The organism is Tritonibacter scottomollicae (genome assembly GCF_032924845.1).
Lineage (GTDB): Bacteria > Pseudomonadota > Alphaproteobacteria > Rhodobacterales > Rhodobacteraceae > Epibacterium > Epibacterium scottomollicae.
This window is the reverse complement of record NZ_CP136704.1, coordinates 4,035,723-4,061,821: the sequence shown is the minus strand read 5'-3', so window position 1 is coordinate 4,061,821 and position 26,099 is coordinate 4,035,723. Positions and strand designations below refer to the sequence as shown.

The window sequence follows — 26,099 nt, the reverse complement described above, 5'->3', positions numbered from 1 at the left end:
CGTCAGCAGGTGGTTGCAATCTCCAACATCAACAATTCCCTTGTCTGGAGGGGCATTTCCCCGTGCTTAGCAGCCCCATCGCAGGCGGGCAATCTTCTCAAGCCCGATTGGTAATCCAGCGGCATTGATAGGGCGCGAGTGTGATTTCCGCGTCCCAGGTCACGCCCTCGCCCGACAGGAGATCCTGCCAGTCCTCCCCTTCGATCAGGTTCAGCGCCCCCGGCGGCAGGATCACCCCATCGGCGCTGACGTTGTGCAGGGCAAAGATCGATTGCGCCCGGTCCAGCGATTGCCGCCAGAGCGCAAACACCCGATCATCCAACTGCAGGGTGAACTGCGTCGCATTGGGATGAAACGCCGGTTGTTGCGCCCGCAGGCGCAGCCGGTCCGACAACGCTGAAAGCACCTGTGACTGCTCCGTCTGCGCGTCCTGAAGCCGCTCACACAACGCCGGATAATCCCAGCGGTGCCGGTTGATCGCCCGGTTCATGCCCCGCCGCGCCACTGCGTCATGGTCATTTGGTGTCGCCAGAAGCGCATGAATGTAGAAGGCTGGAATGCCCTCAAGGCTCATCGGAATGGTCTGGGAGCAGATAAAGCGGTCAACTTTCAGATCATCCGCGCCCTGCAGGGTGCGCGACATGGCGTCGAAATAGGTGCAATTCACCTCGTAGGGCGCCTCTCCGCCATCCGGTAGCGACCGCATGGAGACCAGACCGCCGCTCTCCCTGACACACTCAATCATCTGATCGATCTCCGCCTGCGGCAACACGCCTTCGGCCGGTCTCATGCCGATCCCATCGTGGCTGGCGGTGAAATTCAGATAGGCACAGCCCAGCGGCGCTGGTGGCATCGCCCGAGCCCATTTCAGCAAAAACCGCGCCGAGCCCGCAAGCATCGCATGCAGGATCAGCGGCGGCAGCGGAAAGTTGTAGACCACATGGGCCTCATTGCGATTGCCGAAGTAGCTCAGGTTCTCCGCCCGCGGCACATTGGTCTCGGTCAAGAGCACCACCGTCTCGGTCGCGTAATCCGCCAGCAAGCGCAGCAGCTGCACGATGGCATGGGTTTCGGGCAGGTGGATCGAGGGGCTGCCGGCCTGTTTCCAGATGAAGGCCACCGCGTCGAGCCGGATGATCCGCACCCCCTGATCGATATGCAGCCGGATAATGCGCAGGATTTCAAGCAGCACCTCCGGGTTCTCGAAATTCAAATCGACCTGATCGTGGCTGAAGGTGCACCAGACGTGTTTCACCCCGTTTGCCGTCTCCACCTCCTGCAGCAGCGGAGTCGTGCGGGGCCGCACCACCTGCGACAGGTCTTGCTCAGGGCTGGCATCGTAGAAAAACCCGTCGAAAGGCGCCTGCCCCTGGCGGTAGGCGTTGAACCATGGGCTTTGCGAAGAGACATGGTTGAGCACCATGTCCGACATCAGGTGAAACGCCCCGCCAATGCGCCGGATATCGGCCCAGTCGCCCAGCTCCGGATTGACCTTGCGATAATCAGTGACCGCAAACCCATCGTCCGATGTATAGGGAAAGAACGGCAGGATATGCACGCCGTCCACGACCCCCTGCATATGGGTCAGCAGGAAATCATGCAGCAAATCCAGAGGCTTGTGGCTGCCATCAACCAGCGAATTGCCATAAGCGATCAGCAGCGCATCCCGCTCGGACCAGAGCGTGTTGCCCGGCGTGCGCGGCCGTTTGCGCCGGTGCGTGTCCTGCGGCCAGAAGGCCTCCACCACCTGGGAGCCCAGGATCTCGCTGTCCAGCTCCGGATAGATCTGCTGCAGGAGCCGTGTCAGACGACCCCCGAAAGACGCGCTGCGCTGCACCATGTCCGACCCTCCTCCGGCTGCGCGCGGATCATTTTCCGCTTTGCCTTCAATTGCTTCGCTCAAAGGCCTCTGAGCCTCAGCCTAGCCGCGCCATCGCACTTGCGTAAACCGCTGGCCCGCCACTTGGCGCGGGTTTTGCGCAAAGTGACCATTTTACGGGCAGGTATCGTGACGTGGATCGGAAATGCGCTACGCTCCAATAGGTAATAAATCGCCGTGATGCCGAGGGGCAGGCATCGTCACGGGGCTTGATCGACGGCGACGTTAGCGTTAACGATGGCCGCGAGTGATAGCGGTACCATCAGGGTGCCGTGCCCGGAAACCGAACCGGAGTTATTGGCAAATGACCCTTAAGATCGCGATCAATGGATTTGGCCGGATTGGCCGCAATGTGCTGCGCGCGCTGCTGGAGAATGACACCACCGACGTCGAAGTCGTGGCGATCAATGACCTCGCCGCACCCGCAACCCAGGTCCACCTGCTGAAATACGACAGCGTGCATGGCCGTCTCGGCGCCGAGGTGGTGATCGAGGGCGACACCATGAAAGTGGGCCGCCACGAGATCCGCCTGACCGCGATCCGCAACCCCGAAGAGTTGCCCTGGTCCGACGTGGACATCGCATATGAGTGCACCGGCCTCTTCACCTCCCGCGAGGCCGCCGCCCGCCACCTGGAAAACGGCTCCCAGCGGGTGCTGATTTCCGCACCGGGCAAAGAGGTCGACCGCACCGTGGTCTTCGGCGTCAACGACGCGGATCTGACCGCTGAGGATGTGATCGTCTCCAATGCCTCCTGCACCACCAACTGTCTGGCCCCGGTGGCCAAGGTGCTGGACGATGCATTCGGCATAAAGACCGGCTACATGACCACCATCCACGCCTATACCGGCGACCAGCCGACCCATGACAGTGCCCACAAGGACCTCTATCGCGCCCGCGCCGCGGCGCTGTCGATGATCCCAACCTCCACCGGGGCTGCCCGCGCAATCTCTGAAGTGCTGCCGCATCTGAAGGGCCGTCTGGAAGGCTCCGCCATCCGGGTGCCAACGCCAAATGTCTCCGTCGTCGATCTGACCTTCCAGCCGGAAAAAGCCGCCAGCGTCGAGAGCATCAACGCCGCGATCCAGGCGGCTGCCGCCGACGGCCCGCTCAAGGGCATCCTCGGCTACGAGGACGAGCCGCTGGTCTCGACCGACTTCAACCATGACCGCCGGTCGTCGATCTTTGCCGCGCCGCAAACCGCCGTCACCTCCGAAGGTCTGGTGCGCGTAGTCAGCTGGTACGACAACGAATGGGGCTTCTCCAACCGCATGATCGACACTGGTCGCGCGATGGGCAAATTCCTCTGACCTCCAGCAGAGCTCAGAGCTGAAGACCTCAGACCCAAACACCAAAGGGCCGCAGCACATGCCGCGGCCCTTTTCATCTTCTGCATAAATATCCCGGAGCACGAGGCAGAGCCTCGTAAGACCCTTGCGTCAGATCCGGAAGATCGGCTGTAGCATGCGCGGGACAAAGGACCGGAACCGCAGCGCGGCATCGGTGGCCGCAAGGCAGATGCAGGCCGGGCCATCCTCGGCCACCGGCTCATGCTCCAGATCGCCGTCTGCAACCTCCAGATCGCCAACACCAAACCGGCCGGTCTCATCCGAAAAGGCCCCTTGCAGCACCAAAGTCAGCTCCAGACCGTTGTGTCCGTGATCCGGCACTGCCATGCCGCCCGGAATATACAGCAGACGCACGCTGCCGCTGCGGTCGTGGTTCAGGATCATCTGCCGCACGCCGAGGCCAAGGGGCTTCCACTTCGGTGGCAAACCGCCCAGCGCCTCCATCACCGGTGCCGGAAAGATGCCGGAGCGCTCATAGACCCGCTCTGTCGCCGCCGGGGTATCCAACGCATCAAACAGACGCGCCTTCATGTCGGAGGAGACATCCTGCACGGGTGTATCATCCAGCAGCGCGCCGCCCAGCGTCTCATGCGCGCCAAGGCGGGCCCGGCACTCGTCACACATGGAGACATGCGTGGCGACCACGGTTGAAAACGCCTTTGGCAAGCTGCCTGAGGCATATGCAATCAGCAGCTCGTCAGGGATATGATGCGTTATGCCCGTCATGTCCTGTCCGTTCCCTTCAATTCGTGACGCAGCTTTTCCAGCCCGAGCCGGATGCGCGACTTGATGGTGCCCAGCGGCAGGCCGGTTTCGGCCCGGATCTCCGCATGGGTCAACTCGCCCAGATAGGCGCGTTCGACCATCTCGCGCTGTGCGGGCTTCAACCTGTTCAGCGCCGCCCGCAAAGCTGTCGTCTCCTCTTCCAGCGCCACAATCTGTGACGCGTCGTCTTCTGCCGTCTCGGCCGGTTTCAACTCTTCCGGCACCGGGCGGCGTTCCTTGCGCAGCACGTCGATCTGACGGTTGCGCGCAATCTGATATATCCAGGCCGAAACCTGCGCCCGACCGGGGTCGAACATATGCGCCTTGCGCCAGACCGTCAGCATGACGTCCTGCACAATGTCCTCCGCCTGAGCCGGCGGCAGGCCGGATCGACAAATCACCCCTTTCAAACGGGGGGCGAAGTGGTCGAACAGGTGACCAAAGGCCACCTTGTCCCGCTGGTCGCGCACCGCCAGCATCCAGACCGTTGTTTCGGCATAGGGTTCGCCTGTCACCAATATGTTCTCCCTGGCACGCTTCGCGCCATCGCCCACCCTAGCGGGCGCGGCTTCGGCTTCAAGCCTGTCTTCCAAAAGAACGTCTTCACTGACATCGAACATGACTTTCATACGCCGCCCCGCTCCGGCTGGATCAAAAATTCTGTACCCCGCAAAAAATTCGTAAAGCGACGAGAAACCCTGCCACGTTTTTCTTTTTTGCTTTTTTGATCCAACCGGGCCGCGCCTTGCGTAAGATCATCAAAACCAATGGAGTTTACATGTCTTTTGATGCCCTCTCGTCACAGCGTCGCCGAATTGCAATCGTGGGTGGGGGGATTTCCGGACTGGCGTCGGCGTGGTGTCTTGGGCCGCGTCATGACGTGACGCTGTTCGAGGCCGCTCCGCGTCTTGGAGGGCACGCGCGCACGGTCACAGCAGGCATTCGCGGTGACCAGCCGGTCGACACCGGCTTCATCGTATTCAACTACGTGAACTACCCGCATCTGACGCGCATGTTCAACGAACTCGATGTGCCAGTCGTGCGCAGCGACATGTCCTTTGGCGCCACTATTCAGAACGGCGCGGTGGAATACGGGTTGAAGGACCTCACGGCCCTGTTTGGTCAGCGGCGCAACCTTGGACGTCCGGCCTTCTTTGGCATGGTGCGCGATATTCTGCGCTTCAATGCCCGCGCCGAAGGCGCAGCCCGCGACGACAGCACCACTATCGGCGAGCTGGTCAAGGAGCTGTCTCTCGGTGAGTGGTTCCAACGCTACTATCTGATGCCGATCTGTGGCGCCATCTGGTCCACCCCGCCGGAAGAAATCCGCGATTTTCCGGCCCGCTCTCTGGTGCGCTTCTTCCGCAATCACGCGCTGCTGTCCGCTGCGGGGCAGCACCAGTGGTGGACGGTCAAGGGCGGCAGCATCGAATATGTCACCCGCCTCTGTGCCCATCTGGAAAAAATCGGCGTTGATCTGCGCGCCGCCTGCCCCGTGCGCTCGGTCGAGCGTCACGACAGCGGCGTTACCCTGCATCTACCCGATGGCCAGTCGGAGGGCTTTGACGAAGTGATCTTTGCCTGCCATTCCGACGACGCACTCCGCCTACTGGCGCGTCCAACCACGCAGGAGCAGGCCACCCTTGGGGTCATGCGCTATCAGGACAACCAAATGATCCTGCACCGAGATGCCGGACAGATGCCGCGACGTCGCGCCTGCTGGTCCTCCTGGGTCTACAAGGCCGACCAGCAAGACGACCGCCCCGCCATCGGCGTCACCTACTGGATGAACCGGCTGCAGAACCTGCCGGAAAACGATCCGCTGTTTGTGTCGCTGAACCCCGTGCAGGAGGTGAACGCAAAGCTGATCTACGATGAAAAGACCTTTCGCCACCCGGTCTTCGACCGCGCTGCGGTCCGGGCACAAAACGCGGTGCAGGCGATGCAGGGACAGAACAACACCTGGTTCGCCGGGGCCTATCTGCGCCATGGCTTTCACGAGGACGGCTTTGCCAGCGCGGTCCGCGTGGCCCGTGCGCTGGAGGCCCGTCACCTGCCGAGCCGTGATACGCAAGAGGTCCTGGCATGAGCGCCAGCACCGACATATGGCCTGAACATGTGGCAGGATACACCACCCACGCCCGGCGTGGCAGCATCCGCAATTCATTTCGCTACAGCGTCGATTATGTGCTGCTGGACCCGAAATCCGCAGACGGGCCGCGCCTGTTCTCGCGCAACCGCTGGAACCTGGCTTCCGTGCAGGACCGCAGCCACGGAGGCGCGCCCGGACAGGGGCGCGGTGTGGTCTGGGCCGAGGAGATCCTGACGCAGGCCGGGCTGCCACTTTCCGGGCTGCGCGTCATGCTGCTGACCCAGCCTTCATTCCTCGGCTATATCTTCAACCCGGTCAGCTTCTGGCTGGCGATGGACGGCACCGCGCTGCGGGCGGTGATTGCCGAGGTGTCCAACACCTTTGGCGACCGGCACAGCTATCTCTGCGCCCTGCCCGACTTTGCCCCCATCACGGCGAAATCCTGCCTCACTGCACAGAAAATCATGCATGTCTCACCTTTTCAGGAGGTCGCGGGCGCATATCGGTTTACGTTTGATATCGGGGAGGATCGGATCGCAATCCGGATTGCCCATGAAAACGGCTCCGAAGGCGTCATCGCCACGCTGATCGGAGACCGTCATCCCCTGAGCAATTCCCGGCTGATCACCGCCGCCCTGCGCCGCCCGCTGGGCGCCATGCGCACCATCGCGCTGATCCACTGGCAGGCGCTCAAACTCAAACTCAAGGGCGCGCGCTACAGAAGACGCCCGCTTCCGCCCGAACAGGAGGTAAGCTGATGCTGTTCATCACCAACCGCGTCAAACGCGATTTTCTCGATAGCTGTGCCAGGATACGACGCGGCAGCCTGCGGCTGATCACGCCCGAAGGCGAAGTGCATGATTTTGGTCAAGGCGCGCCCGAAGCCGAAATGCAGATCAACGACTGGTCAGTGGTCACAGCGCTGGCCTCGCGCGGCGACATCGGACTGGGCGAGGCCTATGTCGCCGGCCTTTGGGATACACCATCGATCGAGGCGGTGACCCAGGTGGCGCTTTTGAACCTCGACTATCTTGAGGCCTTTGCCTACCCGAGCCCGCTGGCCACGTTGAAATTCCGTGTCGTGGACCGTTTGCTACGCGCAAATTCCCGCAGTGGCGCCAGCCGCAACATCAAGGCGCATTACGATGTCGGCAATGAGTTCTATCAGCTCTGGCTTGATGAAAGCATGACCTATTCCTCGGCCCTCTTTGCCCCCGGCGACCGCAGTCTGGAGGATGCCCAGCACCGCAAGTACGACCGCATCCTCAACCGTGCCAGCGACGCCGAACGTATCCTGGAGGTCGGCTGCGGCTGGGGTGGATTTGCCGAACGTGCGGCCGATCATGGCCGCCATGTGACCGGTATCACCATCTCGCCCAGCCAGCACGGGTTTGCCGATGCGCGGCTTGACGGGCGGGCGGAAATTCAGCTCTGCGACTATCGCGACACCAAAGGCAAATTCGACGGCATCGTGTCGATCGAGATGATCGAAGCGGTGGGCGAGCGGTATTGGCCACAGTATTTCGCCATGCTGAAGGACCGTCTGACCGAGAGCGGCCGCGCAGTCGTGCAGGCCATCACGGTGCCCGACGCCTATTTCGACATCTATCGCAAAGGGTCAGATTACATCCGGCAGTACACCTTCCCCGGTGGCATGCTGCTGTCCAATGCGATGATCGCCCATCACGCCCAGCAGGCAGGCCTGAAGGTCACCGACAACTTTGGCTTTGGTCTCGATTACGCCCGCACCTGCCGCATGTGGTCGGATCGGCTTAGCGCCGCTTCGGACAAGGTTATGGGGCTTGGCTACGACCAGAGCTTCCTGCGTAACTGGCAGTTCTACCTGCAGATCTGCGCTGCCTCGTTCGAGACCCGTCAAACAGATGTGGTACAGGTGGAGCTGGCCCATGCGAGTTGATCTCCGCGCGGTACTTGCACTGGTCCTGACCCTTGGAGCCCCCGCCATCAGCCATGCCAATGGCACCGGCCTTGGCGCGCCCGTCCCACTGGGGCAGGCCACCCTGCGGTTCCTCGGCTTTGAGGTCTATACCGCCACCTTGCACACCGAAGGGGCCGATCAATTCGACTGGGACCGGCCCTTGTCGTTGCGACTGGACTACGCGCGCGGCTTCTCTGCCGAGGATCTGTTGCAGGGCACCCGCAAGGAGTTGCAGCGCATCGAGGGCAAGCGCTCCGATCAACCGCAAATGCTGAAAAAACTGGCCACCTGCTTTCGCGCCGTGGGTGACGGGGACCACTACGTGGCCGTGTCCACCACGCCGGATACCGTCGAAATGCGCCTAAATGGCGCGCGGACCTGCCGTGTCTCCCACCCGGATCTGCGCAAGCGGTTCCTCGGGATATGGCTGTCGCCCAACAGCCGGTCCGCGCGCCTTTCGGCCCAGTTGCGGGGCGAATGATGCATCCCTGGCGCGTCAGCACCTATGCGCTGATGCTGGCGGCCGCCGGTCTGCCGCTCTATATCCATCTGCCGCGCTATGCCACCGGTGAGCTGGGGCTGAGCCTTGCGACCCTCGGGGTGATCCTGGCGGGCATCCGCGTGATGGATTTTGCTCAGGACCCGGCGCTTGGCTGGCTGGTTGATCGCTACCCCGCGCGCAAACCCGCCTTTGCGGTGCTGGCCGCGCTTGGCATGGGGGTCGGTTTCGTGATGCTTTACACCCTCCGCCCGGAAACAGGCACGATCCCCTGGCTGATCGCGGCGCTGGTTCTGGTCTTCACCGCATATAGCCTTGGCACCATCCTGTTCTATGGCCAGAGCGCTGCCCTCGCCGGCAGCCCCGATGGGCTGATCCGACTTGCAGGCTATCGCGAGGCCGGCACGTTGGGCGGGATCATCCTCGCTGCAACCGCACCGACCGCGTTGGTGGCCCTTGGCGCATCTGGCAGCGGCTACAGCGCCTTTGGCCTGTTGCTGGCAGCGGTCTGCCTGATCGCCCTCGTGGTGAGCCGCCCCCTTTGGCGTGTCTCGGCACCGGCAGAACGCCCGCTGTCCCTGTCAGAGCTGCGCAGCTCCGGCGCGCTTGGCCTGCTGGGGTTGGCCTTTGTCAACGCTCTGCCGGTGGCGATCACCTCGACCCTGTTCCTGTTCTTCGTCGAGGACCGGTTGCGCCTGCCGGATCTGGCTGGTCCCTTCCTCATCCTGTTTTTCCTTGCCGCAGGGATATCGGTCCCACTCTGGACCCGCGCCTCTGCGCGCTTCGGCCCGGCCCGGGTGCTGGTGCCCGCCATGGGGCTGGCCATCGTGGCCTTTATCGGCGCTGCGGCCCTGCCCACAGAGGCGGCCTTCGGGTTTGCGCTGATCTGCCTCGGCTCCGGTGCAGCACTTGGCGCCGATATGGTGATCCTGCCGGTGCTCTTTGCCGGCGCATTGAACCGCGCCGGGCTGCAGGCGGGTCGCGCCTTTGGCCTTTGGTCCTTTGCCGCCAAACTGGCGCTGGCCAGCGCGGCCGTGCTGTTGCTGCCCCTGCTGGAAATCAGCGGCTACCGCCCCGGTGCCACGAATTCCGACGCCGCCCTCACCGCGCTAACGCTGGGCTACGCAGTGCTGCCCTGTCTCATCAAATGCGTCGCCATCGTGCTGGCGCTGCAACTCCCCCGGAAAGAGGTTTCTGCATGAAGCTCCTGCTTGCTCTTATCATCCTCGTGCTGCTCCTCCTGCTGCTGCGCCCCGGATTTGGCTTTCGTGCCCAGCGGCCCTCGGACTATGCGAACACCGGGCCCGCCTTTGACATCCGCAAACATCTGAGCGGGCGTTTCATCTCCGAAGGGATGATTTACGGTCCCACCGGGCGCGTGGTATCGCGTTTCGTGGCGGAAATGACCGGCGAGTGGGAGGGCGACAGCGGCACGCTGAGCGAAGACTTCCAATATGCAGGCGGCGGCACGCAGGCGCGAAAATGGATCCTCACCGCCGGGCCGGATGGCGCCTTCACTGCCGAAGCGGACGATATCATAGGCACAGGGCGCGGCCAGCACTCCGGTTCAAGCGTGCGGCTCGACTATCGCATCCGTCTGCCCGAGGACGGCGGCGGGCATGTGCTGGACGTCACCGACTGGATGTATCTGATGGAGAACGGCACCATTATGAACCGCTCCGAGATGCGCAAGTTCGGCGTCAAGGTGGCCGAGCTGATCGCCACCATTCGCCCGGCCTCGGACACGGAGGCAGAGCAATGAGTTTTGAAGGAAAGACCTGGTGGATCATCGGCGCCAGCGAAGGTCTCGGTCGTGCGTTGGCCACGGCGCTGGACCGCGAAGGCGCGCGGCTGATCCTATCCGCCCGAAACCCGGACAGGTTGACGGAATTGGCCGGTGAGCTGCGCGACGCCGTGCCGTTGCCGATGGATGTGACCGACGCGCGATCCGTGACGGCAGCGGCAGAGGCGGCCCAAGACGCGGATGCGGTGCTCTATTGCGCCGGTCTTTATGATCCGATGACGGTTCAGGACTGGGAGCCCGAGGCAGCCGAAGAAATCTGTGAGGTGAACTTCATGGGGGTTATGCGTGTGCTGGGCAGAGTGGCCCCGCGCATGGCACAGCGGGGGCGCGGGCATATCGCCCTGATCGGCTCGCTTGCTGGCTACACCGGCTTGCCCGGTGCCATCGGCTATGGTGCCTCCAAGGCGGCGGTGATGCATCTGGGCGAAAACCTGCACCGTGATCTGCGTGATACGGATGTGAAGGTTCAGGTGATAAACCCCGGCTTCATCAAGACCCGGCTGACCGCGAAGAACGACTTCACGATGCCGATGATTCAAAGCCCCGAGGACGCTGCGGCCTGTTGCATGAAAGCGCTGCGCTCAAACCGGTTTCAAAGCGCCTTTCCCGCGCCATTTTCCTGGGTCTTTCGTATCGCGGCGTATCTGCCACGCAAACTTGTCACGAGGCTCATATGACGCAGAGCACTCCCCGCGAAGTCGTCATTTTCGGCGCGTCAGGAGGGCTGGGGCGTGCGCTGGTCGCGGCCTACGCCGCTCGCGACAGCGTCACCCGCATCCATGCCGTCGGGCGCCGCGTAGATGCATTGCCAACCGGCGAGAAGATCACTCCGCACCGCGCCGACATCACCTCCGAGACGGACCTTGAAGCGCTGGCGCCACAGCTGGGAGAACCGGATCTGGTTCTGGTGGCCACCGGCCTGCTGAGCGACCCCGAAACAGGGCTGAAGCCGGAAAAATCCTATCGCCAGCAAAGTATGGCCGCGTTCGAACAGGTGTTCCGCGTCAATACGTTCGGCCCCGGGCTGGTGGCCAAACACCTGCTGGGGCGGATGCCGCGTCAGGGCCGCACGGTCTTTGCGGCATTGTCCGCGCGGGTCGGGTCAATTTCCGACAATGGATTTGGCGGCTGGCATGCCTATCGCGCGTCCAAGGCCGCGCTGTGCATGTTGATGCGCAACTATGCGATCGAGGTGGCGCGCAAGAACCCGGATGCGATTTGTGTCTGCCTGCATCCGGGAACCGTCGACACAGGTTTGTCGGCCCCGTTTCAGTCCAATGTGCCCGAGGACAAACTGTTCGCCCCCGACTATGCCGCCAACTGTCTGCAAGGGGTGCTTGACGGATTGAACCCAAAGGACAGTGGCGGACAGTTTGATTGGGCCGGTCAGAAAATCCCAGAATAACATCATCCAAACGCTGCCAGTGCGAGGCCACTTTGTCGGGTCCGTTCGGGCCTCGCCTGTGGTCTTGCCCCCCGGCGTCGATCCGGCGACACTGACGGACTATTGCCACCTGCGTCGGTGGCACCGCAAGGAGACCATCGCTTGTGCTGAAATCCGTTCGCCTGCGCCTGCTAATCCTTGCGTTGCTGCCCCTTAGTGTCCTGATGCCGCTGCTGATGGTCGTCGCGATGGCGCGATGGAATGCAGATTACGACAAGGTCCTGATCGCCAATGTCGAAAGTGACCTGCGGATCGCCGAACAATACCTCGGCCAACTCCAGGGCAACTCCGCCCGCACCTTGCAGGGATTGGCAGATTCGGCGCGTCTGGCAACGGTGCTGTCCTCCGGCGCGCTTCAGGTTGACCGCTTTCTCACCACCCAAAAGAGCGCGTTGCAGCTCGATTTCCTCTATCTGTTGCAAGGCGACGCCTTGACGGCGGCCAAGGCGAAATGGCCGGTCATCCACGAGGCCGCTGCTGGCCGCATGGCGTCGGAAATAGATATCTTCTCTGCCGCAGAACTTATGGATGTGTCTCATGCTCTGGCAGCGCAGGCGAGCATAGACCTGATCGAGACCGAAGCAGCTGCCCCCACCGATCACGACGTCGAGGATCGGGGCATGGTCGTCCATACCGCCGCCCCGGTGCGCGTCAGCGGCGCCGACGGGGTGTTGGTTGGTGGATTGCTGCTGAACCGCAACCTTGATTTCATCGATACCATCAATGCGCTGGTCTATCTGCACGGGCAATCGGATGTCAGCCGTCAGGGCACCGCAACACTGTTTCTCGACGACACCCGCATTTCGACCAATGTACGTCTGTTCGAAGATGTGCGGGCGCTTGGAACGCGGGTCTCGGCTGCCGTGCGCGGCGCCGTTTTAGGCGACGGCGAGACCTGGCTTGATCGTGCTTTTGTCGTGAACGACTGGTATATCTCAGGCTACATGCCCCTGACCGACAGTTTCGGGAAACGGGTCGGTATGCTCTATGTCGGCTTTCTGGAGGCCCCCTATCAGACCGCGAAGAGAGCCGCCTACTGGACGGTTGCCGGCGCCTTTGTTCTGGTCATCGCCTTGACCGCGCCGTTGTTCCTGTGGCTGGCCAAGGGGATTTTTGCCCCGCTCGAACGCATGACCCGCACCATGGCGCGGGTGAAGCGCGGCGATCTGACTGCGCGCAATGGCACCATCGGGCGCAGTGACGAAATCGGCCAGGTCGCCAGCCATCTCGACACTCTGCTGGATCAGGTACAGGAACGGGACAAGCGCCTGCGCAACTGGGCGGACGAGCTGAACGCCCGCGTCGAGGAACGCACCCGGGAGCTGAAAGTCGCCAACACCAAACTGGAGGAGACGTTCCGGCAGTTGGTGATGAGCGAAAAGCTGGCGTCGATCGGTGAAATCACCGCCGGCGTTGCGCATGAGATCAACAATCCGGTCGCCGTTATCCAAGGCAATGTGGATGTGATGCGCATGACGCTCGGCGAGGCCGCCGACCCGGTGCAGACCGAACTCGATCTGATCGACAATCAGGTGATGCGGATCGGTGCCATCGTCGGAAAGCTGTTGCAATTCGCGAGGCCATCAGACTTTGGCACCTTTGCGGAACATGTAGACGTGGCCGCCGTGGTTCGGGATTGTCTGGTATTGGTGGATCATGTGATCTCGAAGCAGGAGATCCGGGTCCTTACCCAGTTCGACGACACACCTTGCGTCCGCATCGACCCCGGTGAGTTACAGCAAGTTGTGATCAACATCATCATCAACGCCACCCAGGCGATGGATGGACGGGGTACCCTGGCGATTTCTGTTGGGGCGACGTCCCGTGAGGGTCAGAACGGCACCGCCCTGCGCATCGCAGACACCGGTCCCGGCATTCCATCCGAGCGGATCGATCATATTTTCGATCCGTTCTTCACCACCAAACAAGGAGAGGGCACCGGGCTTGGCCTGTCGATCAGCCAGACTTTGATCCAGCGCGCCGGGGGCCGCATCACGGTGCATAACCGAGAAGCGCGTGGCGCAGAGTTCCTGATCTGGTTGCCGGATCCTTCATCGTCCGCCGCAGATCTCAACGCCCCGCACTAGCACAGCGTCCCGACACACCGCTGTCAGGATTTGCACTCAGCCGTTGGCAAAGGCCTTTCAAACGCCCCAGCTGGCACATTTCCTGTCAATGGTCTTGCGCGAGACCCCAAGCCGCCGCGCCGCCTCTGCCCGATTGCCCTCACAGGCATCGAGCACATGCATGATATGGCGCTGCATCACCATATCGAGGTTTTCGACCGCCTCCACTCCGGTGACGGACCCAGTGCCTGTGAATTCCTCTGGAAAGGCACCAAGGATCACCGAACGTTCGACAAGGTTGCGCAGTTCCCGCACATTGCCGGGCCAGTCGTAGCGGGAGAATTTCAGCAATGTCTCCTCATCCAGCTCCAAGGTTGGCATGCCAAGGCTGAGGGCGAATTGTTCCGTGAACAGCGCCGCCAGCTCGACGATATCCTCGATGCGCTGTCGCAGGGGCGGCATCTCGATATTCACGACATTGATGCGGTGATAGAGGTCGGCGCGGAACCGCCCGCTTTCGACCGCCTGCTGCAGGTCCGCATTGGTGGCAAAAAGAAAGCGCAAATTCAGCGGAATGTCCCGCTCTGCTCCCACCGGACGCACCTTCTGATCCTCCAGCACCCGCAACAGCGCTGCCTGCACCTGTTCGGGCATCTGCGCCACTTCATCAAGGAACAGCGTGCCGCCATCGGCGTGCAGGAACAGCCCGTCGCGGCGGCGGTCCTGCGCATCGATCACGCCAAACAATTCCTCCGCCAGCCGATCCGGCGACAAGCCGGCGCAATTGACGGCAACAAAGGGTTGTTCGGCCCGGTCAGACAGCGAATGCAGCGTGCGCGCCGCAATCTCCTTGCCGGTGCCGGACGCCCCTGTGAACAGTACCGGCGTCGGCAGCGGTGCCAGACGTTGCAGCATCTGGCGGACCTTGCCGATGGCCACGGATTTGCCCAGCAACCGCCCGCGCGCGCCCGCGTTCTCTGCCGACAGCTCATGTTTCAGCAGGTAGTTTTCGCGGCGCAAATACTTGCGATCCAGCGCCCGCGCTACCGCGTTCAGGATCTGATTGGCGCGAAAAGGTTTGAGCACGAAATCCGCAATCCCGATCCGCAACGCCTGAATGGCAGTGTCCAGATCCGCATAGGCCGTCACCAGGATGGTATCTGCAAAAAGCCCCACTCGGCGCTGCTCGGCGACCCACTCAAGCCCCGTCTTTCCGGGCATGATATTGTCCAGCACAATCAGATCGAAATGCGCCTTGTCGAGGATGTCAGAGGCGTCCTTCGCCGAAGCTGCCTGCTCCACCCGCTTACAATGAGGCTCCAGCACCTTGGTCATGAAATGGCGCATGCCCGGTTCGTCATCAATCACCAGGATCGACGCAGAGGACAGCGACGCGGAATACTCATCGCGAAGGGCGGTGACGTTCATGGGATACAATCAGTTCAGGCGTACAGCAGCGCCAGAGTTTTGATCCTGCGCGGAGAACCCTGCACGCTCCAGCGCAAAGTCCGCGCCGACGGCGATCACGGCGATGAGGGCAAAGCCCGCAAGCATGGCTTTCATATCAGATGTCCTCTTGGTGTGTTGTCGCAGTTGTCAGGTGGTCTTGCAGATCCGCCCGGTCGATGTGGGCCGCGATCTGCGTCATTGGTTTCATTGAAGCCGGCAGGCCGTAATATAGCGCTCCAGCCGGTGAACTAAAAGCACATCTATAGCCCCAACGTTCAAGGCATTCCTCATTTTTGAACGCACATCAGAAGGAAGATCACCCGAGGGAAGAGCCCTGTAGCATCCCCTTGCGGTTCCCAGTGATGATCTCCGTCTTCCGGTTTGCCAACCGGGGCGACGTCACAAGGCGCAGGCCAGGTATCAGTCGCCCCATGGTCCTATTCTGCCGGAGTAGCGCCCGTAGTCCCGGACTTCGCCCGCTCCTTCTCCTGAACTTCCTCAAGCCAGATCGAATGGTGCTGGTGCGCCCAAGTCTCGTCCACCTCGCCGGTGCCCATGGCATCATAGGCCCCTTCCATGCCCACCGTGCCGATGTAGATATGCGCAATGATGATCGCCATCAGCACAAAGGCCACGATGGCATGCCACAACTGCGCCAACTGCATTTCCTCCTGCGGCGCCAGCTCGGTCGGCAAGGCACCATACCCCAGCCATTGCGGCAGGCCGAGATCGTTGAGGATGCTGAAGGTCTTGGCAAAGAGCGGCAGTTCATACGGGAACAGCAGCGACAGGCCGGAAATTGATATCGACGCGCCGAACAAGATCACCGACCAGAAGATCACCTTTTGGCCTGCATTGAACTTCTTTGCCGGCGGGTGTTTCTTGCCGACGATGCCGCCAAACTGCTTGATCCAGACCAGATCGAGCTTGTTGGGGATGTTATGCGCAACCCACATGAAGAACACCATGATCAGGGCCAGCATGAAGGCCCAGGACACCGAATTGTGGATCCATTTGGAGCCGATCAGCAGCAGGGAATTCACGTCCTTGCCCAGATAGGGCTGGATCGCCACACGTCCGAACAGCGTCAAAAGGCCGGTCACCCCGAGCAGAATGAAAGATCCCGCCAGCATCCAATGGGCCAGACGCTCGATGAACTCAAAACGGGTCACGGTGCGACCGGTTTGTTCGCCATCGACACGCACCCGCCCTCGCAGCAGGAAGAACAGCGCCAACGCCCCCATCGTGCCGAGGAGCAGCCAACCGCCATATTGGCGCAACGGTCCTTCGCGGAAGGTCAGCCAGCTCATGCCGCCATCCTGCACCAGAACAGTGGCCACTTCGCCGCCCGCCGAGACGCGAATGTCGGCAGAATTGTAGCGCAAGGCCCGCCACAGCTCCGGGTCGGACTGGCCACCAAGGGTGCCCAAGTGCTCGTTGATCGCGGCGGCCGCGTCCGGGCTGCCGGTGGCCTCACTGCGGAATCGATCGTCAATCGGCTCGCCACGCTGGCGGGCCATGATGTCCTCCAGCGTCTGCGCCCCACCCGTCGCGCTGCGGTCGGGGGCAGTCGGGGCGGCGTCTTGTGCATAGGCCGAAAGGCCGCACATCAAGGCCAGCTTCAGAACGAATACGAAAATCAGGCGCGGCATGGATGGAACTCCCCGTTAAGCCGGATTTGAAAAATTGAATAGAGGGCACACCGGAAGGGGCCCGCCGCATGGCGGGCCGCCTCCTGTTGTCGGCGTGCCTTGAGAACAAAGGCCGGCGTCAGCCGCCCTTCTGTTCGTAGGCTGTGCCCCAGCCCCATGCGCCGGAACCAAAGCCACGGGCCACCACACGCTCACGGTAGACCGAGGACACCACGTCCCCATCACCCGCCAGGAGCGCTTTGGTGGAGCACATCTCGGCGCAGATCGGCAATTTGCCTTCCGCGATCCGGTTGCGCCCGTACTTCTGGAACTCGGCCTGCGAGTTGTTTTCTTCGGGACCACCGGCACAGAAGGTACATTTGTCCATCTTGCCGCGGGAGCCGAAGTTGCCCGCCTGCGGATACTGCGGCGCGCCAAAGGGGCACGCGTAGAAGCAGTAGCCGCAGCCAATGCAGAGGTCCTTGGAGTGGAGAACCACCCCTTCCTCGTTCTGGTAGAAACAATCCACCGGGCAGACCGCCATGCAGGGTGCATCGGAACAATGCATGCAGGCGACCGAGATGGACCGTTCACCGGGCTTGCCATCATTGATGGTCACAACACGGCGCCGGTTGATGCCCCAGGGCACCTCGTGCTCGTTCTTACACGCGGTGACGCAGGCGTTGCATTCGATGCAGCGTTCGGCGTCGCACAGGAATTTAGCTCGTGCCATTTATCCGTCTCCTTACGCTGGCATGATTTTGCAGAGGGTGGCCTTGGTCTCTTGCATCTGAGTGACCGAGTCGTAGCCGTAGGTCTGCGCCGTGTTGGTGCTTTCGCCCAGAACATAGGGGTCGGCGCCATCCGGGTACTTGGACCGTTGATCCTCGCCCTGGAAGTGACCACCAAAGTGGAAGGGCATGAAGGCCACGCCGGCCCCTACCCGTTCGGTCACCATTGCCATCACCTTGACCTTGCCGCCCTCGGGGCCTTCGACCCAGACCTGAGCGCCATCGCGCACGCCGATGTCGTTGGCGTCACGCGTATTGATCTCGATGAACATGTCCTGCTGCAGTTCGGCGAGCCACGGGTTTGACCGGGTCTCGTCGCCGCCGCCCTCATATTCGACCAGACGGCCGGACGTGAGGATGATCGGATACTCCTTGGAGACATCGTTCTTCTGGATCGAGGCATACATGGTGGGCAGACGGTAGAATTTCCGATCCTCATAGGTCGGATAATCCGCCACCAGATCACGCCGGTTGGTGTAGAGCGGCTCGCGGTGCAGCGGCACCGGATCCGGGAAGGTCCACACCACAGCACGGGCCTTGGCGTTGCCGAAAGGGGCGCAGCCATGTTTGATCGCGACCCGCTGGATACCGCCCGAAAGGTCGGTTTTCCAGTTCACCGAAGCGGTCTTGGTGTTGAAATCAGACGGGAACGGAGACATGGACTGCTCGCCCACTTCTTCGCCTGCGCCCTGATTGCCAGTACCACTGGTTCCGGCTTCACCCATGCCATCGAGCTGCACGCCCGCGACACCTGCGATGACGGTTTTCTCCTCTTGGGTCAGGTCCTTGTCCCAACCGAGGTCGACCAGCATCTGCATGGTAAACTCAGGGTAGCCATCCTGAATTTCCGCACCGGGGTTCGAGACGCCCTCGGCAAGCAGATTGTCGCCATCGCGCTCCACACCAAAGCGGGCGCGGAAACAGAGACCGCCATCCGCCACCGGCTTGGACATGTCATAGAGGTTCGGCGTGCCCGGATGGTTCATCTCCGGCGTGCCCCAACAGGGCCACGGCAGACCGTAGAAATCGCCATCCGCCGGACCACCGACCGCTTGCAGCGTGGTGCGGTCAAACGTGTGCTGGTTCGCCATATGGAGCTTGATGCGTTCCGGGCTCTGGCCGGTGTAACCCACCGTCCACATGCCTTGATTGAACTCGCGCGTGATGCTCTCGATATTGGGGGTCTCGGCGTCTTCCATCTCGATATTGCGGAAGAGACGATCTGCCCAGCCGAACTTGTTGGCGAATTTCGCCATGATCACATGATCCGGCAGGCTCTCGAACAGAGGCTCGACCACCTTGTCGCGCCACTGCAGCGACCGGTTCGACGCCGTTACCGAGCCGCGTGTCTCGAACTGAGTACAGGCGGGCAGCAGGTAGACGCCATCAGTCCGGTCATGCAGCACGGCAGAGACGGTCGGATATGGGTCCACCACGACAAGCATGTCGAGCTTTTCCATCGCCGTCTTCATCTCCGTCATCCGGGTCTGAGAGTTCGGCGCGTGGCCCCAGAGAACCATGGCCCGCACATTGTTGGGCTGGTCGATGTTCTCTTTGTCCTCAAGGATACCGTCGATCCAGCGGGACACCGGAATGCCCGTCAGGTTCATCAGGTTCTTGTCCTTGCCGTCGGCGGATTTGACGGTTTCGAACTGTCCCTTGAGCCAGTCGATATCCTCACCCCAGACACGGCTCCAATGGCCCCATGCGCCAGCCGACAGGCCATAGTAGCCCGGCAGCGTGTGGCTGAGAACGCCAAGGTCGGTTGCGCCCTGCACGTTGTCGTGGCCGCGGAAGATATTGGTGCCGCCACCTTCGGTGCCCATGTTCCCAAGCGCCAGCTGCAGGATGCAGTAGGCACGGGTGTTGTTGTTGCCGTTGGTGTGCTGCGTGCCGCCCATGCACCAGATCACGGTGCCGGGACGGTTGTTCGCCATGGTCCGCGCCACGCGCTTGAGCTGGCTGCCGGGGGTGCCGGTCACGCGCTCGACTTCCTCGGGCGTCCATTTGGCGACCTCGTCGCGGATCTGGTCCATACCCCAGACACGGGTGCGGATGAACTCTTTGTCCTCCCAACCGTTCTCGAAGATGTGCCACAGGATCCCCCAGACCAGCGCCACATCGGTGCCGGGACGGAAACGGACATATTCGTCCGCGTGGGCCGCGGTGCGGGTGAAACGCGGATCGCACACGATCAGCGGCGCGTTGTTCTGCTCTTTGGCCTTCAGCACGTGCAAGAGCGAGATCGGATGCGCCTCGGCAGGGTTGCCGCCGATGATGAAGATCGCCTTGGAGTTATGAATGTCGTTGTAGCTGTTGGTCATGGCGCCGTAGCCCCATGTGTTCGCAACACCCGCAACGGTGGTGGAGTGACAGATCCGCGCCTGGTGATCCACGTTGTTGGTGCCCCAGTAGGCGGCAAACTTGCGGAACAGATAGGCCTGTTCGTTGTTGTGCTTGGCCGAGCCGAGCCAATAGACGCTGTCAGGGCCGCTTTCTTCGCGGATCTGCATCATGCCGTCGCCGATCTCGTCGATCGCCTGTTCCCAGCTGATACGCTTCCACTCACCGCCTTCTTTCTTCATCGGGTACTTCAGGCGACGCTCGCCGTGGGCGTGTTCGCGTACCGATGCACCTTTGGCGCAATGCGAGCCAAGGTTGAAGGGGCTGTCCCAACCGGGTTCCTGGCCGGTCCAGACACCATCCTGCACCTCGGCAATCACGGTACAGCCGACCGAGCAGTGGGTGCAGACAGATTTGATCGTTTCGACCTTACCGGTTGCCGAAGCCGCCGCATTGGCCTGCGTCACGGTCCCGCCGGTGGCGCTGATCGCTGCAAGCCCGCCGATGGCAAGGCCTGAGCCGCGCAGGAACGCGCGGCGGTCGACGGCTGTTTCGCCGACCTTGGACAGGATACTGGTCCGCTGGGGGCGTCGCGCTACCCCGTTGGTCTTTTTCCTAAGCATTTTAAACCTCCCTTGCTTGTCCCTGCAGTCAGGAACGCGCTGGGTTCATTGAGAAACCTTCGCTCAGTCGGGCGTCACGCAACCAGTCGGCTCAGGCATGAATGGCAACCGATCAGAACCGGGTGCTGTCGTAGTAGGCGCGGGTATGCGCGGTATCCTGCATCTTGTCCGATGACAGGTCCGGGGTCGCGGCCTCGGCCTCGCCTCCGGTGGTTGCAAGCGCCACCGCTGCTACGGGCGTGGTGGTTGCAGCCAGTTTCAGAAAGTCGCGGCGGCTTGCGCCATCCTCTTTCCGTGACATGTGGATCCTCCTCCTCTTTGGTCTTGTCGGGTCCAACTCTTCAGGCGATCGGGCCGCCTCACCCTGCGCGTGCCCACCACGCGCGTCATAAATGGACTTCGCCGGGGCCAATCAGCCGCCCATGCGAAATGCCTCTGCCTCGATCTCCATGAAGGCACGCCCAACCGAGGCGACCGACGCATAGAGCACCGAGTTTTTTGCCCCCTCAAGGTCGGCAAAGAAATGCGTCGCCCAGGGACCGATGTGTTTGTTGAAGAACGTCTTTTGTTCGTCGAGCGTGGCCGGAGCGCCAAAGCGCCCCACGATCATTGCGCCCATCATCTCCATCAAGGAGGCGATGTTGTCTTCGGGCTCAAAGCTGTTGGGCGCACGGCTCAAGCCACGAACGCTCATGTCACTGCGCAGCGCCGCCAGCGGTTTTTCATTGAGGAACCCGGTCAGATAGTAGCTGGCGTAGGGCAGCAGTTCGCCCCGGCCAAGGCCGATGAACAGCGCGTTGAACTCTCGTTCCGCTCCGGCAGGTTTGGTGCGTTTTGCCACCCGCGACAGCTGCGTGATCGCCTGCCCCAGCGGGGTATCGTCGCCACTCAGCCCAGCTGTCTGCTCCAGCAGCATCTGGTCCGGCGCGGAAGCCAGCATCAGCCCGAGGTAATTGTAGAGATCCGCGCGCAGGCGATCCTCTTCATGTGCCATGGGCTGCTCTACTGACGCGCTCAACGCTGCCTCTGTCATCCGGCTCTCCTCCGTCATGTTTCTGTCTCCGCCCCATCAAACGCAAAGCGCATTCGCCGAGAAGGGGCCACACCAGAGACCTCGTCCTCAGAGCCAATCGTGCTGACCTGTTGCTGCGCCTCATGCTGGAGATCCGCGAGATCGCCTGCCTGCTCTGGCAGCGCTGGCGCATCCTGGTCCTCAGCCTCAGCCATCCCGGCGTCCGCCTCCGCGCCGTCATCCTCTTCGAGAGAGGTTTGGTCGGTCTGCCCTACATCGCCGGCCTCAGCCGCCGCTTTCAGCTCCGCCTGACGCGCCAGTTCCTCGACATGGGCGGTCATGCCCTTACCGACCTGATAGGCGGTCTGGATGTTCTCCACCGCCATTGCCGCGTCAGTGAAATCCTCACCGTAATCCAAGAGCCCGTCGACATTGGCCAGCACCGGGTTGGTCAGCCACAAGCGACGCAGCGCCCGGGTCTTCAGCCGCGCCGGAACCGCATCAGACAGGAAGGCCTTGAAATCATCGCCCGCCCCCAGCGTGTCCGGGTCAGGCAGGTCCAGCTCGGCCAGCAGCTCCGCCTCATCACGGTCCGCCAGTGCGGCCTCGCGCTCGGCGACCTCGACTTCCGCCACAGCGCGCGCCTCCGTGACCGCCTCCGCCTCGACCGCAGCGCGGCGGCGGGACCAGAAATCCCGCGCACTCATTGCAGGCGCTCCTTGCGGGCCTTGACCGGCGCGCGATAAACATCCGTCAGTTGCGGAATGCGCGCATCGCCAACGCCATCTTCCTCAAGATCAACCCGCTGGCGATCCCGCCGGCGTTTCTTGAATTCTTCTTCCTTGAAATGCGTGAGGGTGAAATCCCGCACCCAGGCCACCAGCCCGGCGGGCATGTCCACCTTCTCGACCTGATCCTCGCCAGTGTCGGCATAGTCCTGCGCCTCAAACGGCGAGGCGGTCACCAGCGTCACCTCCGGGCGCGCATTTGGCCCCGGGCGCAGCACCACGTAGATGCTCGGCGGATTTGCGGTCAGCCCCTGCATGTAAGCCTCGGCATCGGCGCGGTGCAATTCCAGCGTCAAGGTGGCCGCGTGAAACTCACACGCCCCATCCTCTTCGCGCAGCAGAGCCCAGTCCGCATCCGCCGCCCCCGGCAGCACGGCCACGACCGTCCACGCCCAACGCGCCCACGGCGTCACCCCGGGGGTTCGCCGAATAACGACGCCCAGCGGCATCACGTCGATCTTTGAGCTGTTCTGGTCCACGGCCCATCCTTGGCTTGGTTCCCGCAACACTGCCGCAAACCATGCTGCATGCAAAAGCACACAGTGCATCTCCTGCCCGTATTTTCATCAGCGCTGGACAATTTGGCGGCCCGTTTAGCCCACCCCGGACAACAGTGGACGAATTGTCTAATTCTAGTTTTTTTATCAGGCATTCAGTTTTTGTGATGACGGCGCGAATCACCTCGCCTATCGATGCAGAGCCGCGCATCACCCGCCGTGCGACCAGTGGTTTACGACCGGATGAAAACATGTCTAGGGTGAGGGCCGAAACCGTAAAATCGGCGCCAAATGCCAGCCTGACCGCGAGCGAGAAATCAATGACCAAACGTTTGATATTGTGTGATTGTTCCGGATCACAACCCCTCGACCCGGAGGCATTGACTGACGCGACAGGACTGCCGTGTTCCAAGGTCCATTCCGCCCTGTGCACCCGGGAAACAGAGGCCGCGGTGGCGGCTCTTCACGAGCCTGACACAATTATTTGCTGTGGCCAGGAAACCCGACTTTTCGCCGAACTTGCCGAGGAAACCGGCGCTGGCTCCCCCCTCTTTCTCGACCTCCGGGACCGGGCAGGTTGGTCCACCGAGGCCGAAAAACCGGGGGCGGTGATACCCAAAATGTCCGCCCTGATCGCCGAAGCACAGATGGGCGGCACCCAGGCCAAGACGCTGGATGTGATCAGCGAAGGCCTCTGCCTCATTCTCGGCGCGGCTGATGTGGTTTTGCCCGCCGCGGCGAAATTGCAGGATATTCTTGGGGTCACGGTGCTGTTGAGCGACACGGAAGAGCCGCCAATGTCGCGCGGTTTCGACGCAATCCGCGGTCAGCTGCGCAGCGCGCGCGGCGCCCTTGGCGGCTTTCGTATCACGGTCGACGCGCTGCAATCGCTCGATGTCACCGGGCGCAACTGGACCTGGAGCCCCCCCCGTGATGGCGGCCAGTCGGAGTGCGATATCATTCTCGACCTCAGCGGTGGCCACCCCCTGTTCCCGGCTCCGGAAAAACGCGAGGGGTATCTGCGTGCGGACCCCAAATCGCCCACCGCAGTCGCCGATGCCATTCTCGCCGCAAGTCAGCTGGTCGGCACGTTTGAAAAGCCGCTCTATGTCAAAACCGAGCCGCTGCTCTGCGCCCATTCTCGCGCCCGGCAAACCGGCTGCACGCGCTGTCTGGACGTCTGCCCCACCGGCGCGATCCTGCCCGATGGTGACAGTGTGTCCATCGACCCGATGATCTGCGCGGGCTGTGGTGCCTGCGCCTCGCTCTGCCCGTCTGGCGCGATCACCTATGATGCACCGCCCGCCGAGAGCCTGTTTCGCCGCATCCAGACCCTCGCCAAGGCCTACCTCGACGCCGGGGGCACCGAACCGCGCCTGCTGGTGGTCGACGCCCATGGCGCCGAGATGATCCGCCTGGCCGCCCGTTTTGAACGTGGCCTGCCCGCCGCCATGATCCCGCTGGAGGTCGAAGCGCTCAACACCTTTGGTCACGCCGAGATCCTCGCCGCCCGCGCCGCAGGGTTCCTCGACGTCTCCCTCTTGCCCGGCCCCAGCACCGACATGGAGGTGCAGATGCGGGAGATCGCGCTTGCCGATGCCATCGCTCCGGGCGCGGCCCGGATGCTGCAGGCGAGCGAGCCTGAAGCGTTCTGCGATGAGCTTTATGCCGAGCGCACCCTGCCCGCCCCTGTCGAAACACCCCAGCGTCCCATGGGCACCCGCCGTCAGATCACCCGGCAGGCGGCGCTGGCCCTCACACCGGCGGACACTCAGCTGCCGCTGCCCGAAGGCGCGCCTTACGGGGCTGTTCTGGTCAATCAGGACGCCTGCACCCTGTGCCTCTCCTGCGTGTCGCTCTGCCCGTCCGGCGCGCTTGGCGACAATCCGGACCTGCCGCAGCTGCGCTTTCAGGAGGACGCCTGCCTGCAATGCGGCCTCTGCGCCAATGTCTGCCCGGAGGATGCAATCACCTATGAACCGCGCCTCAACCTCGCCGCCTCGGCGCTGGATCAGGTGGTGCTGCACGAGGAAGAACCCTTTGCCTGCATCGAATGCGGCAGCCTGTTTGGCGTCAAATCCACGGTCGAGAAGATCACCGAGAAGCTGGCCGGAAAGCACTCGATGTTCGGCAACCCCGAGGCCGCAAAGATGATCCAGATGTGTGATGACTGCCGGGTCAACGCCCAGTTCCATCAGCAAAACTCGCCTTTTGCCGGCAAGGAGCGTCCGCGCGTGCGCACCACCGAGGACTACCTCAGCAAACGCCGCGATCACTGAGGGCGCGGCGCAATGAGGTCACTTCATCTGCAGCGGCGGGCCGAGGTCGGCGGGCACCATCAGCGCCACATAGGCGAGGATGCTGTCAAGTTCGTCCAGTGTCATCTCCACCGGCACGATGGGCGACGGGCGCTCCGCATCAAACGGCGCTGTGACGTCTTCGATCTGGGTGAAGGCACCGTGCGGTTTCAGCACAAAAAACGCGCTGAACCGATCCTCCCAGTCGGCGAAACCGCGCAGTACGGAGAACGACGGCGTCGAGCCGATGGCCTTCATCCGGTTCTGCTCCGACACCACGTGGCACCGTCCGCAGTGCTGCAGCGACAGCGCCTGCCCTGCTTCAGCATCGCCGTCGAAGACCTGCTCCTCGGCCGCCTCCGCCGCAACCTCCGGGGCGTGGAACAGCGCCGCGCCCTCTGGCGCAAAGCTCAACACCGTGCGCAGGCCGACCTCCGACAGCAGCCAGTCGGCGAAACGGTCGGCGCCCGCATGATCCGGTGCCAGCACCTGCAGGTGCCAGCTGCCGCTCTGGTCGGCGAAAACCGCCACGCCGTCGCGGGCGATCACCGCCTCTACCGGGGCACCGCTGGCCACCAGCGACACACGCACCTGTGTTTTCAGGGAAAATCGCGGCAGGATGTAATCGAACAGGCCAGTGTCGACCAAGACCTGTGGCGCGGCAAGGCGCAGGTTGCGCGCCTCCTGCGCTCCAATCCCGTCCGGCCCGCCCGGCAGCACTGCCAGCAGCGCGCCCCCGATCAGACCGCTTATCCCTGTCGCCCGAGCCATATGCCATGCTAGATAGCCCGCAAGAGATCCGTCAAGCGTCCTGCCCCGCGCAGCCGCAAGA

24 protein-coding genes are annotated in these 26,099 nt (G+C 62.5%); 11 read left to right on the top strand and 13 right to left on the bottom strand.

Features of this window, described 5'->3' with window-relative positions; translation table 11 throughout:
• Window positions 1-97: 97 nt before the first annotated feature.
• Window positions 98-1,840, bottom strand: coding sequence for a sugar phosphorylase (locus R1T40_RS20075; RefSeq protein WP_317385406.1), 1,743 nt, complete (start codon window positions 1,838-1,840; stop codon window positions 98-100).
• A gap of 343 nt (window positions 1,841-2,183) precedes the next feature.
• Between R1T40_RS20075 and gap the strand changes: the two genes are divergently transcribed.
• Entirely contained in the window at window positions 2,184-3,188 is a 1,005-nt protein-coding gene (gap, locus tag R1T40_RS20070; RefSeq protein WP_317385405.1) for a type I glyceraldehyde-3-phosphate dehydrogenase, read from the top strand.
• 129 nt (window positions 3,189-3,317) lie between these two features.
• On the opposite strand, the gene R1T40_RS20065 is transcribed toward gap, so the two are convergent.
• Window positions 3,318-3,953: a ChrR family anti-sigma-E factor gene (locus R1T40_RS20065; RefSeq protein WP_317385404.1), complete on the bottom strand. Its 636-nt coding sequence runs from the start codon at window positions 3,951-3,953 to the stop codon at window positions 3,318-3,320.
• Window positions 3,950-4,471, bottom strand: coding sequence for a sigma-70 family RNA polymerase sigma factor (locus R1T40_RS20060; protein ID WP_207796919.1), 522 nt, complete (start codon window positions 4,469-4,471; stop codon window positions 3,950-3,952). The genes R1T40_RS20065 and R1T40_RS20060 overlap by 4 nt, the downstream gene beginning before the upstream one ends.
• A gap of 299 nt (window positions 4,472-4,770) precedes the next feature.
• Between R1T40_RS20060 and R1T40_RS20055 the strand changes: the two genes are divergently transcribed.
• The 9 genes from R1T40_RS20055 to R1T40_RS20015 all read left to right on the top strand — a co-directional run bounded on the left by R1T40_RS20055 (window position 4,771) and on the right by R1T40_RS20015 (window position 13,857).
• Window positions 4,771-6,081: an NAD(P)/FAD-dependent oxidoreductase gene (locus R1T40_RS20055; RefSeq protein WP_317385403.1), complete on the top strand. Its 1,311-nt coding sequence runs from the start codon at window positions 4,771-4,773 to the stop codon at window positions 6,079-6,081.
• Window positions 6,078-6,842 carry a DUF1365 domain-containing protein gene (locus tag R1T40_RS20050; protein ID WP_317385402.1) on the top strand — a complete coding sequence of 255 codons (765 nt, stop codon included), beginning with the start codon at window positions 6,078-6,080 and terminating at the stop codon, window positions 6,840-6,842. Before R1T40_RS20055 ends, R1T40_RS20050 begins: the two co-directional genes overlap by 4 nt.
• Window positions 6,842-8,002 (top strand): cyclopropane-fatty-acyl-phospholipid synthase family protein, encoded by a 1,161-nt coding sequence (locus R1T40_RS20045; RefSeq protein ID WP_317385401.1) that lies wholly within the window; start codon window positions 6,842-6,844, stop codon window positions 8,000-8,002. The genes R1T40_RS20050 and R1T40_RS20045 overlap by 1 nt, the downstream gene beginning before the upstream one ends.
• Window positions 7,992-8,504, top strand: a complete 513-nt coding sequence (locus R1T40_RS20040; RefSeq protein ID WP_317385400.1) for a chalcone isomerase family protein — start codon at window positions 7,992-7,994, stop codon at window positions 8,502-8,504. Before R1T40_RS20045 ends, R1T40_RS20040 begins: the two co-directional genes overlap by 11 nt.
• Window positions 8,504-9,724: an MFS transporter gene (locus R1T40_RS20035; protein WP_317387012.1), complete on the top strand. Its 1,221-nt coding sequence runs from the start codon at window positions 8,504-8,506 to the stop codon at window positions 9,722-9,724. The genes R1T40_RS20040 and R1T40_RS20035 overlap by 1 nt, the downstream gene beginning before the upstream one ends.
• On the top strand, window positions 9,721-10,284 hold the full coding sequence (locus R1T40_RS20030) for a DUF3833 domain-containing protein (RefSeq protein ID WP_317385399.1): 564 nt from the start codon (window positions 9,721-9,723) through the stop codon (window positions 10,282-10,284). Before R1T40_RS20035 ends, R1T40_RS20030 begins: the two co-directional genes overlap by 4 nt.
• Window positions 10,281-11,003 (top strand): SDR family NAD(P)-dependent oxidoreductase, encoded by a 723-nt coding sequence (locus R1T40_RS20025; RefSeq protein WP_317385398.1) that lies wholly within the window; start codon window positions 10,281-10,283, stop codon window positions 11,001-11,003. Before R1T40_RS20030 ends, R1T40_RS20025 begins: the two co-directional genes overlap by 4 nt.
• Window positions 11,000-11,731, top strand: a complete 732-nt coding sequence (locus tag R1T40_RS20020) for an SDR family NAD(P)-dependent oxidoreductase (protein ID WP_317385397.1) — start codon at window positions 11,000-11,002, stop codon at window positions 11,729-11,731. The genes R1T40_RS20025 and R1T40_RS20020 overlap by 4 nt, the downstream gene beginning before the upstream one ends.
• Before the next feature lie 146 nt (window positions 11,732-11,877).
• Window positions 11,878-13,857 carry a sensor histidine kinase gene (locus R1T40_RS20015; protein ID WP_317387011.1) on the top strand — a complete coding sequence of 660 codons (1,980 nt, stop codon included), beginning with the start codon at window positions 11,878-11,880 and terminating at the stop codon, window positions 13,855-13,857.
• A 57-nt stretch (window positions 13,858-13,914) separates the two neighbouring features.
• Here the strand turns inward: R1T40_RS20015 and R1T40_RS20010 are convergent, their stop codons facing one another.
• The 9 genes from R1T40_RS20010 to R1T40_RS19970 all read right to left on the bottom strand — a co-directional run bounded on the left by R1T40_RS20010 (window position 13,915) and on the right by R1T40_RS19970 (window position 22,922).
• Window positions 13,915-15,264, bottom strand: coding sequence for a sigma-54-dependent transcriptional regulator (locus R1T40_RS20010; RefSeq protein WP_106163845.1), 1,350 nt, complete (start codon window positions 15,262-15,264; stop codon window positions 13,915-13,917).
• 9 nt (window positions 15,265-15,273) lie between these two features.
• Window positions 15,274-15,399: a hypothetical protein gene (locus tag R1T40_RS20005; RefSeq protein WP_279327903.1), complete on the bottom strand. Its 126-nt coding sequence runs from the start codon at window positions 15,397-15,399 to the stop codon at window positions 15,274-15,276.
• 323 nt (window positions 15,400-15,722) lie between these two features.
• Window positions 15,723-16,937, bottom strand: coding sequence for a formate dehydrogenase subunit gamma (locus R1T40_RS20000; RefSeq protein WP_317385396.1), 1,215 nt, complete (start codon window positions 16,935-16,937; stop codon window positions 15,723-15,725).
• Window positions 16,938-17,055: 118 nt separating this feature from the next.
• Window positions 17,056-17,649, bottom strand: a complete 594-nt coding sequence (fdh3B, locus tag R1T40_RS19995) for a formate dehydrogenase FDH3 subunit beta (RefSeq protein WP_106163847.1) — start codon at window positions 17,647-17,649, stop codon at window positions 17,056-17,058.
• A gap of 12 nt (window positions 17,650-17,661) precedes the next feature.
• Complete coding sequence (locus tag R1T40_RS19990) at window positions 17,662-20,673, bottom strand: formate dehydrogenase subunit alpha (protein WP_106163848.1); 3,012 nt, start codon at window positions 20,671-20,673, stop codon at window positions 17,662-17,664.
• 112 nt (window positions 20,674-20,785) lie between these two features.
• Window positions 20,786-20,974 (bottom strand): twin-arginine translocation signal domain-containing protein, encoded by a 189-nt coding sequence (locus R1T40_RS19985; RefSeq protein ID WP_317385395.1) that lies wholly within the window; start codon window positions 20,972-20,974, stop codon window positions 20,786-20,788.
• A 111-nt stretch (window positions 20,975-21,085) separates the two neighbouring features.
• Window positions 21,086-21,724, bottom strand: coding sequence for a TorD/DmsD family molecular chaperone (locus R1T40_RS19980; RefSeq protein ID WP_394805004.1), 639 nt, complete (start codon window positions 21,722-21,724; stop codon window positions 21,086-21,088).
• Window positions 21,721-22,392: a DUF3306 domain-containing protein gene (locus R1T40_RS19975; RefSeq protein WP_317385394.1), complete on the bottom strand. Its 672-nt coding sequence runs from the start codon at window positions 22,390-22,392 to the stop codon at window positions 21,721-21,723. The genes R1T40_RS19980 and R1T40_RS19975 overlap by 4 nt, the downstream gene beginning before the upstream one ends.
• Window positions 22,389-22,922 (bottom strand): DUF3305 domain-containing protein, encoded by a 534-nt coding sequence (locus R1T40_RS19970; protein WP_165798126.1) that lies wholly within the window; start codon window positions 22,920-22,922, stop codon window positions 22,389-22,391. The genes R1T40_RS19975 and R1T40_RS19970 overlap by 4 nt, the downstream gene beginning before the upstream one ends.
• Window positions 22,923-23,290: 368 nt before the next feature.
• Between R1T40_RS19970 and R1T40_RS19965 the strand changes: the two genes are divergently transcribed.
• A complete protein-coding gene (locus R1T40_RS19965; protein WP_317385393.1) occupies window positions 23,291-25,249 on the top strand; it encodes a 4Fe-4S binding protein in 1,959 nt (652 codons plus the stop codon).
• An 18-nt stretch (window positions 25,250-25,267) separates the two neighbouring features.
• Here the strand turns inward: R1T40_RS19965 and R1T40_RS19960 are convergent, their stop codons facing one another.
• Complete coding sequence (locus tag R1T40_RS19960; RefSeq protein WP_317385392.1) at window positions 25,268-26,038, bottom strand: hypothetical protein; 771 nt, start codon at window positions 26,036-26,038, stop codon at window positions 25,268-25,270.
• Window positions 26,039-26,099 lie beyond the last annotated feature (61 nt).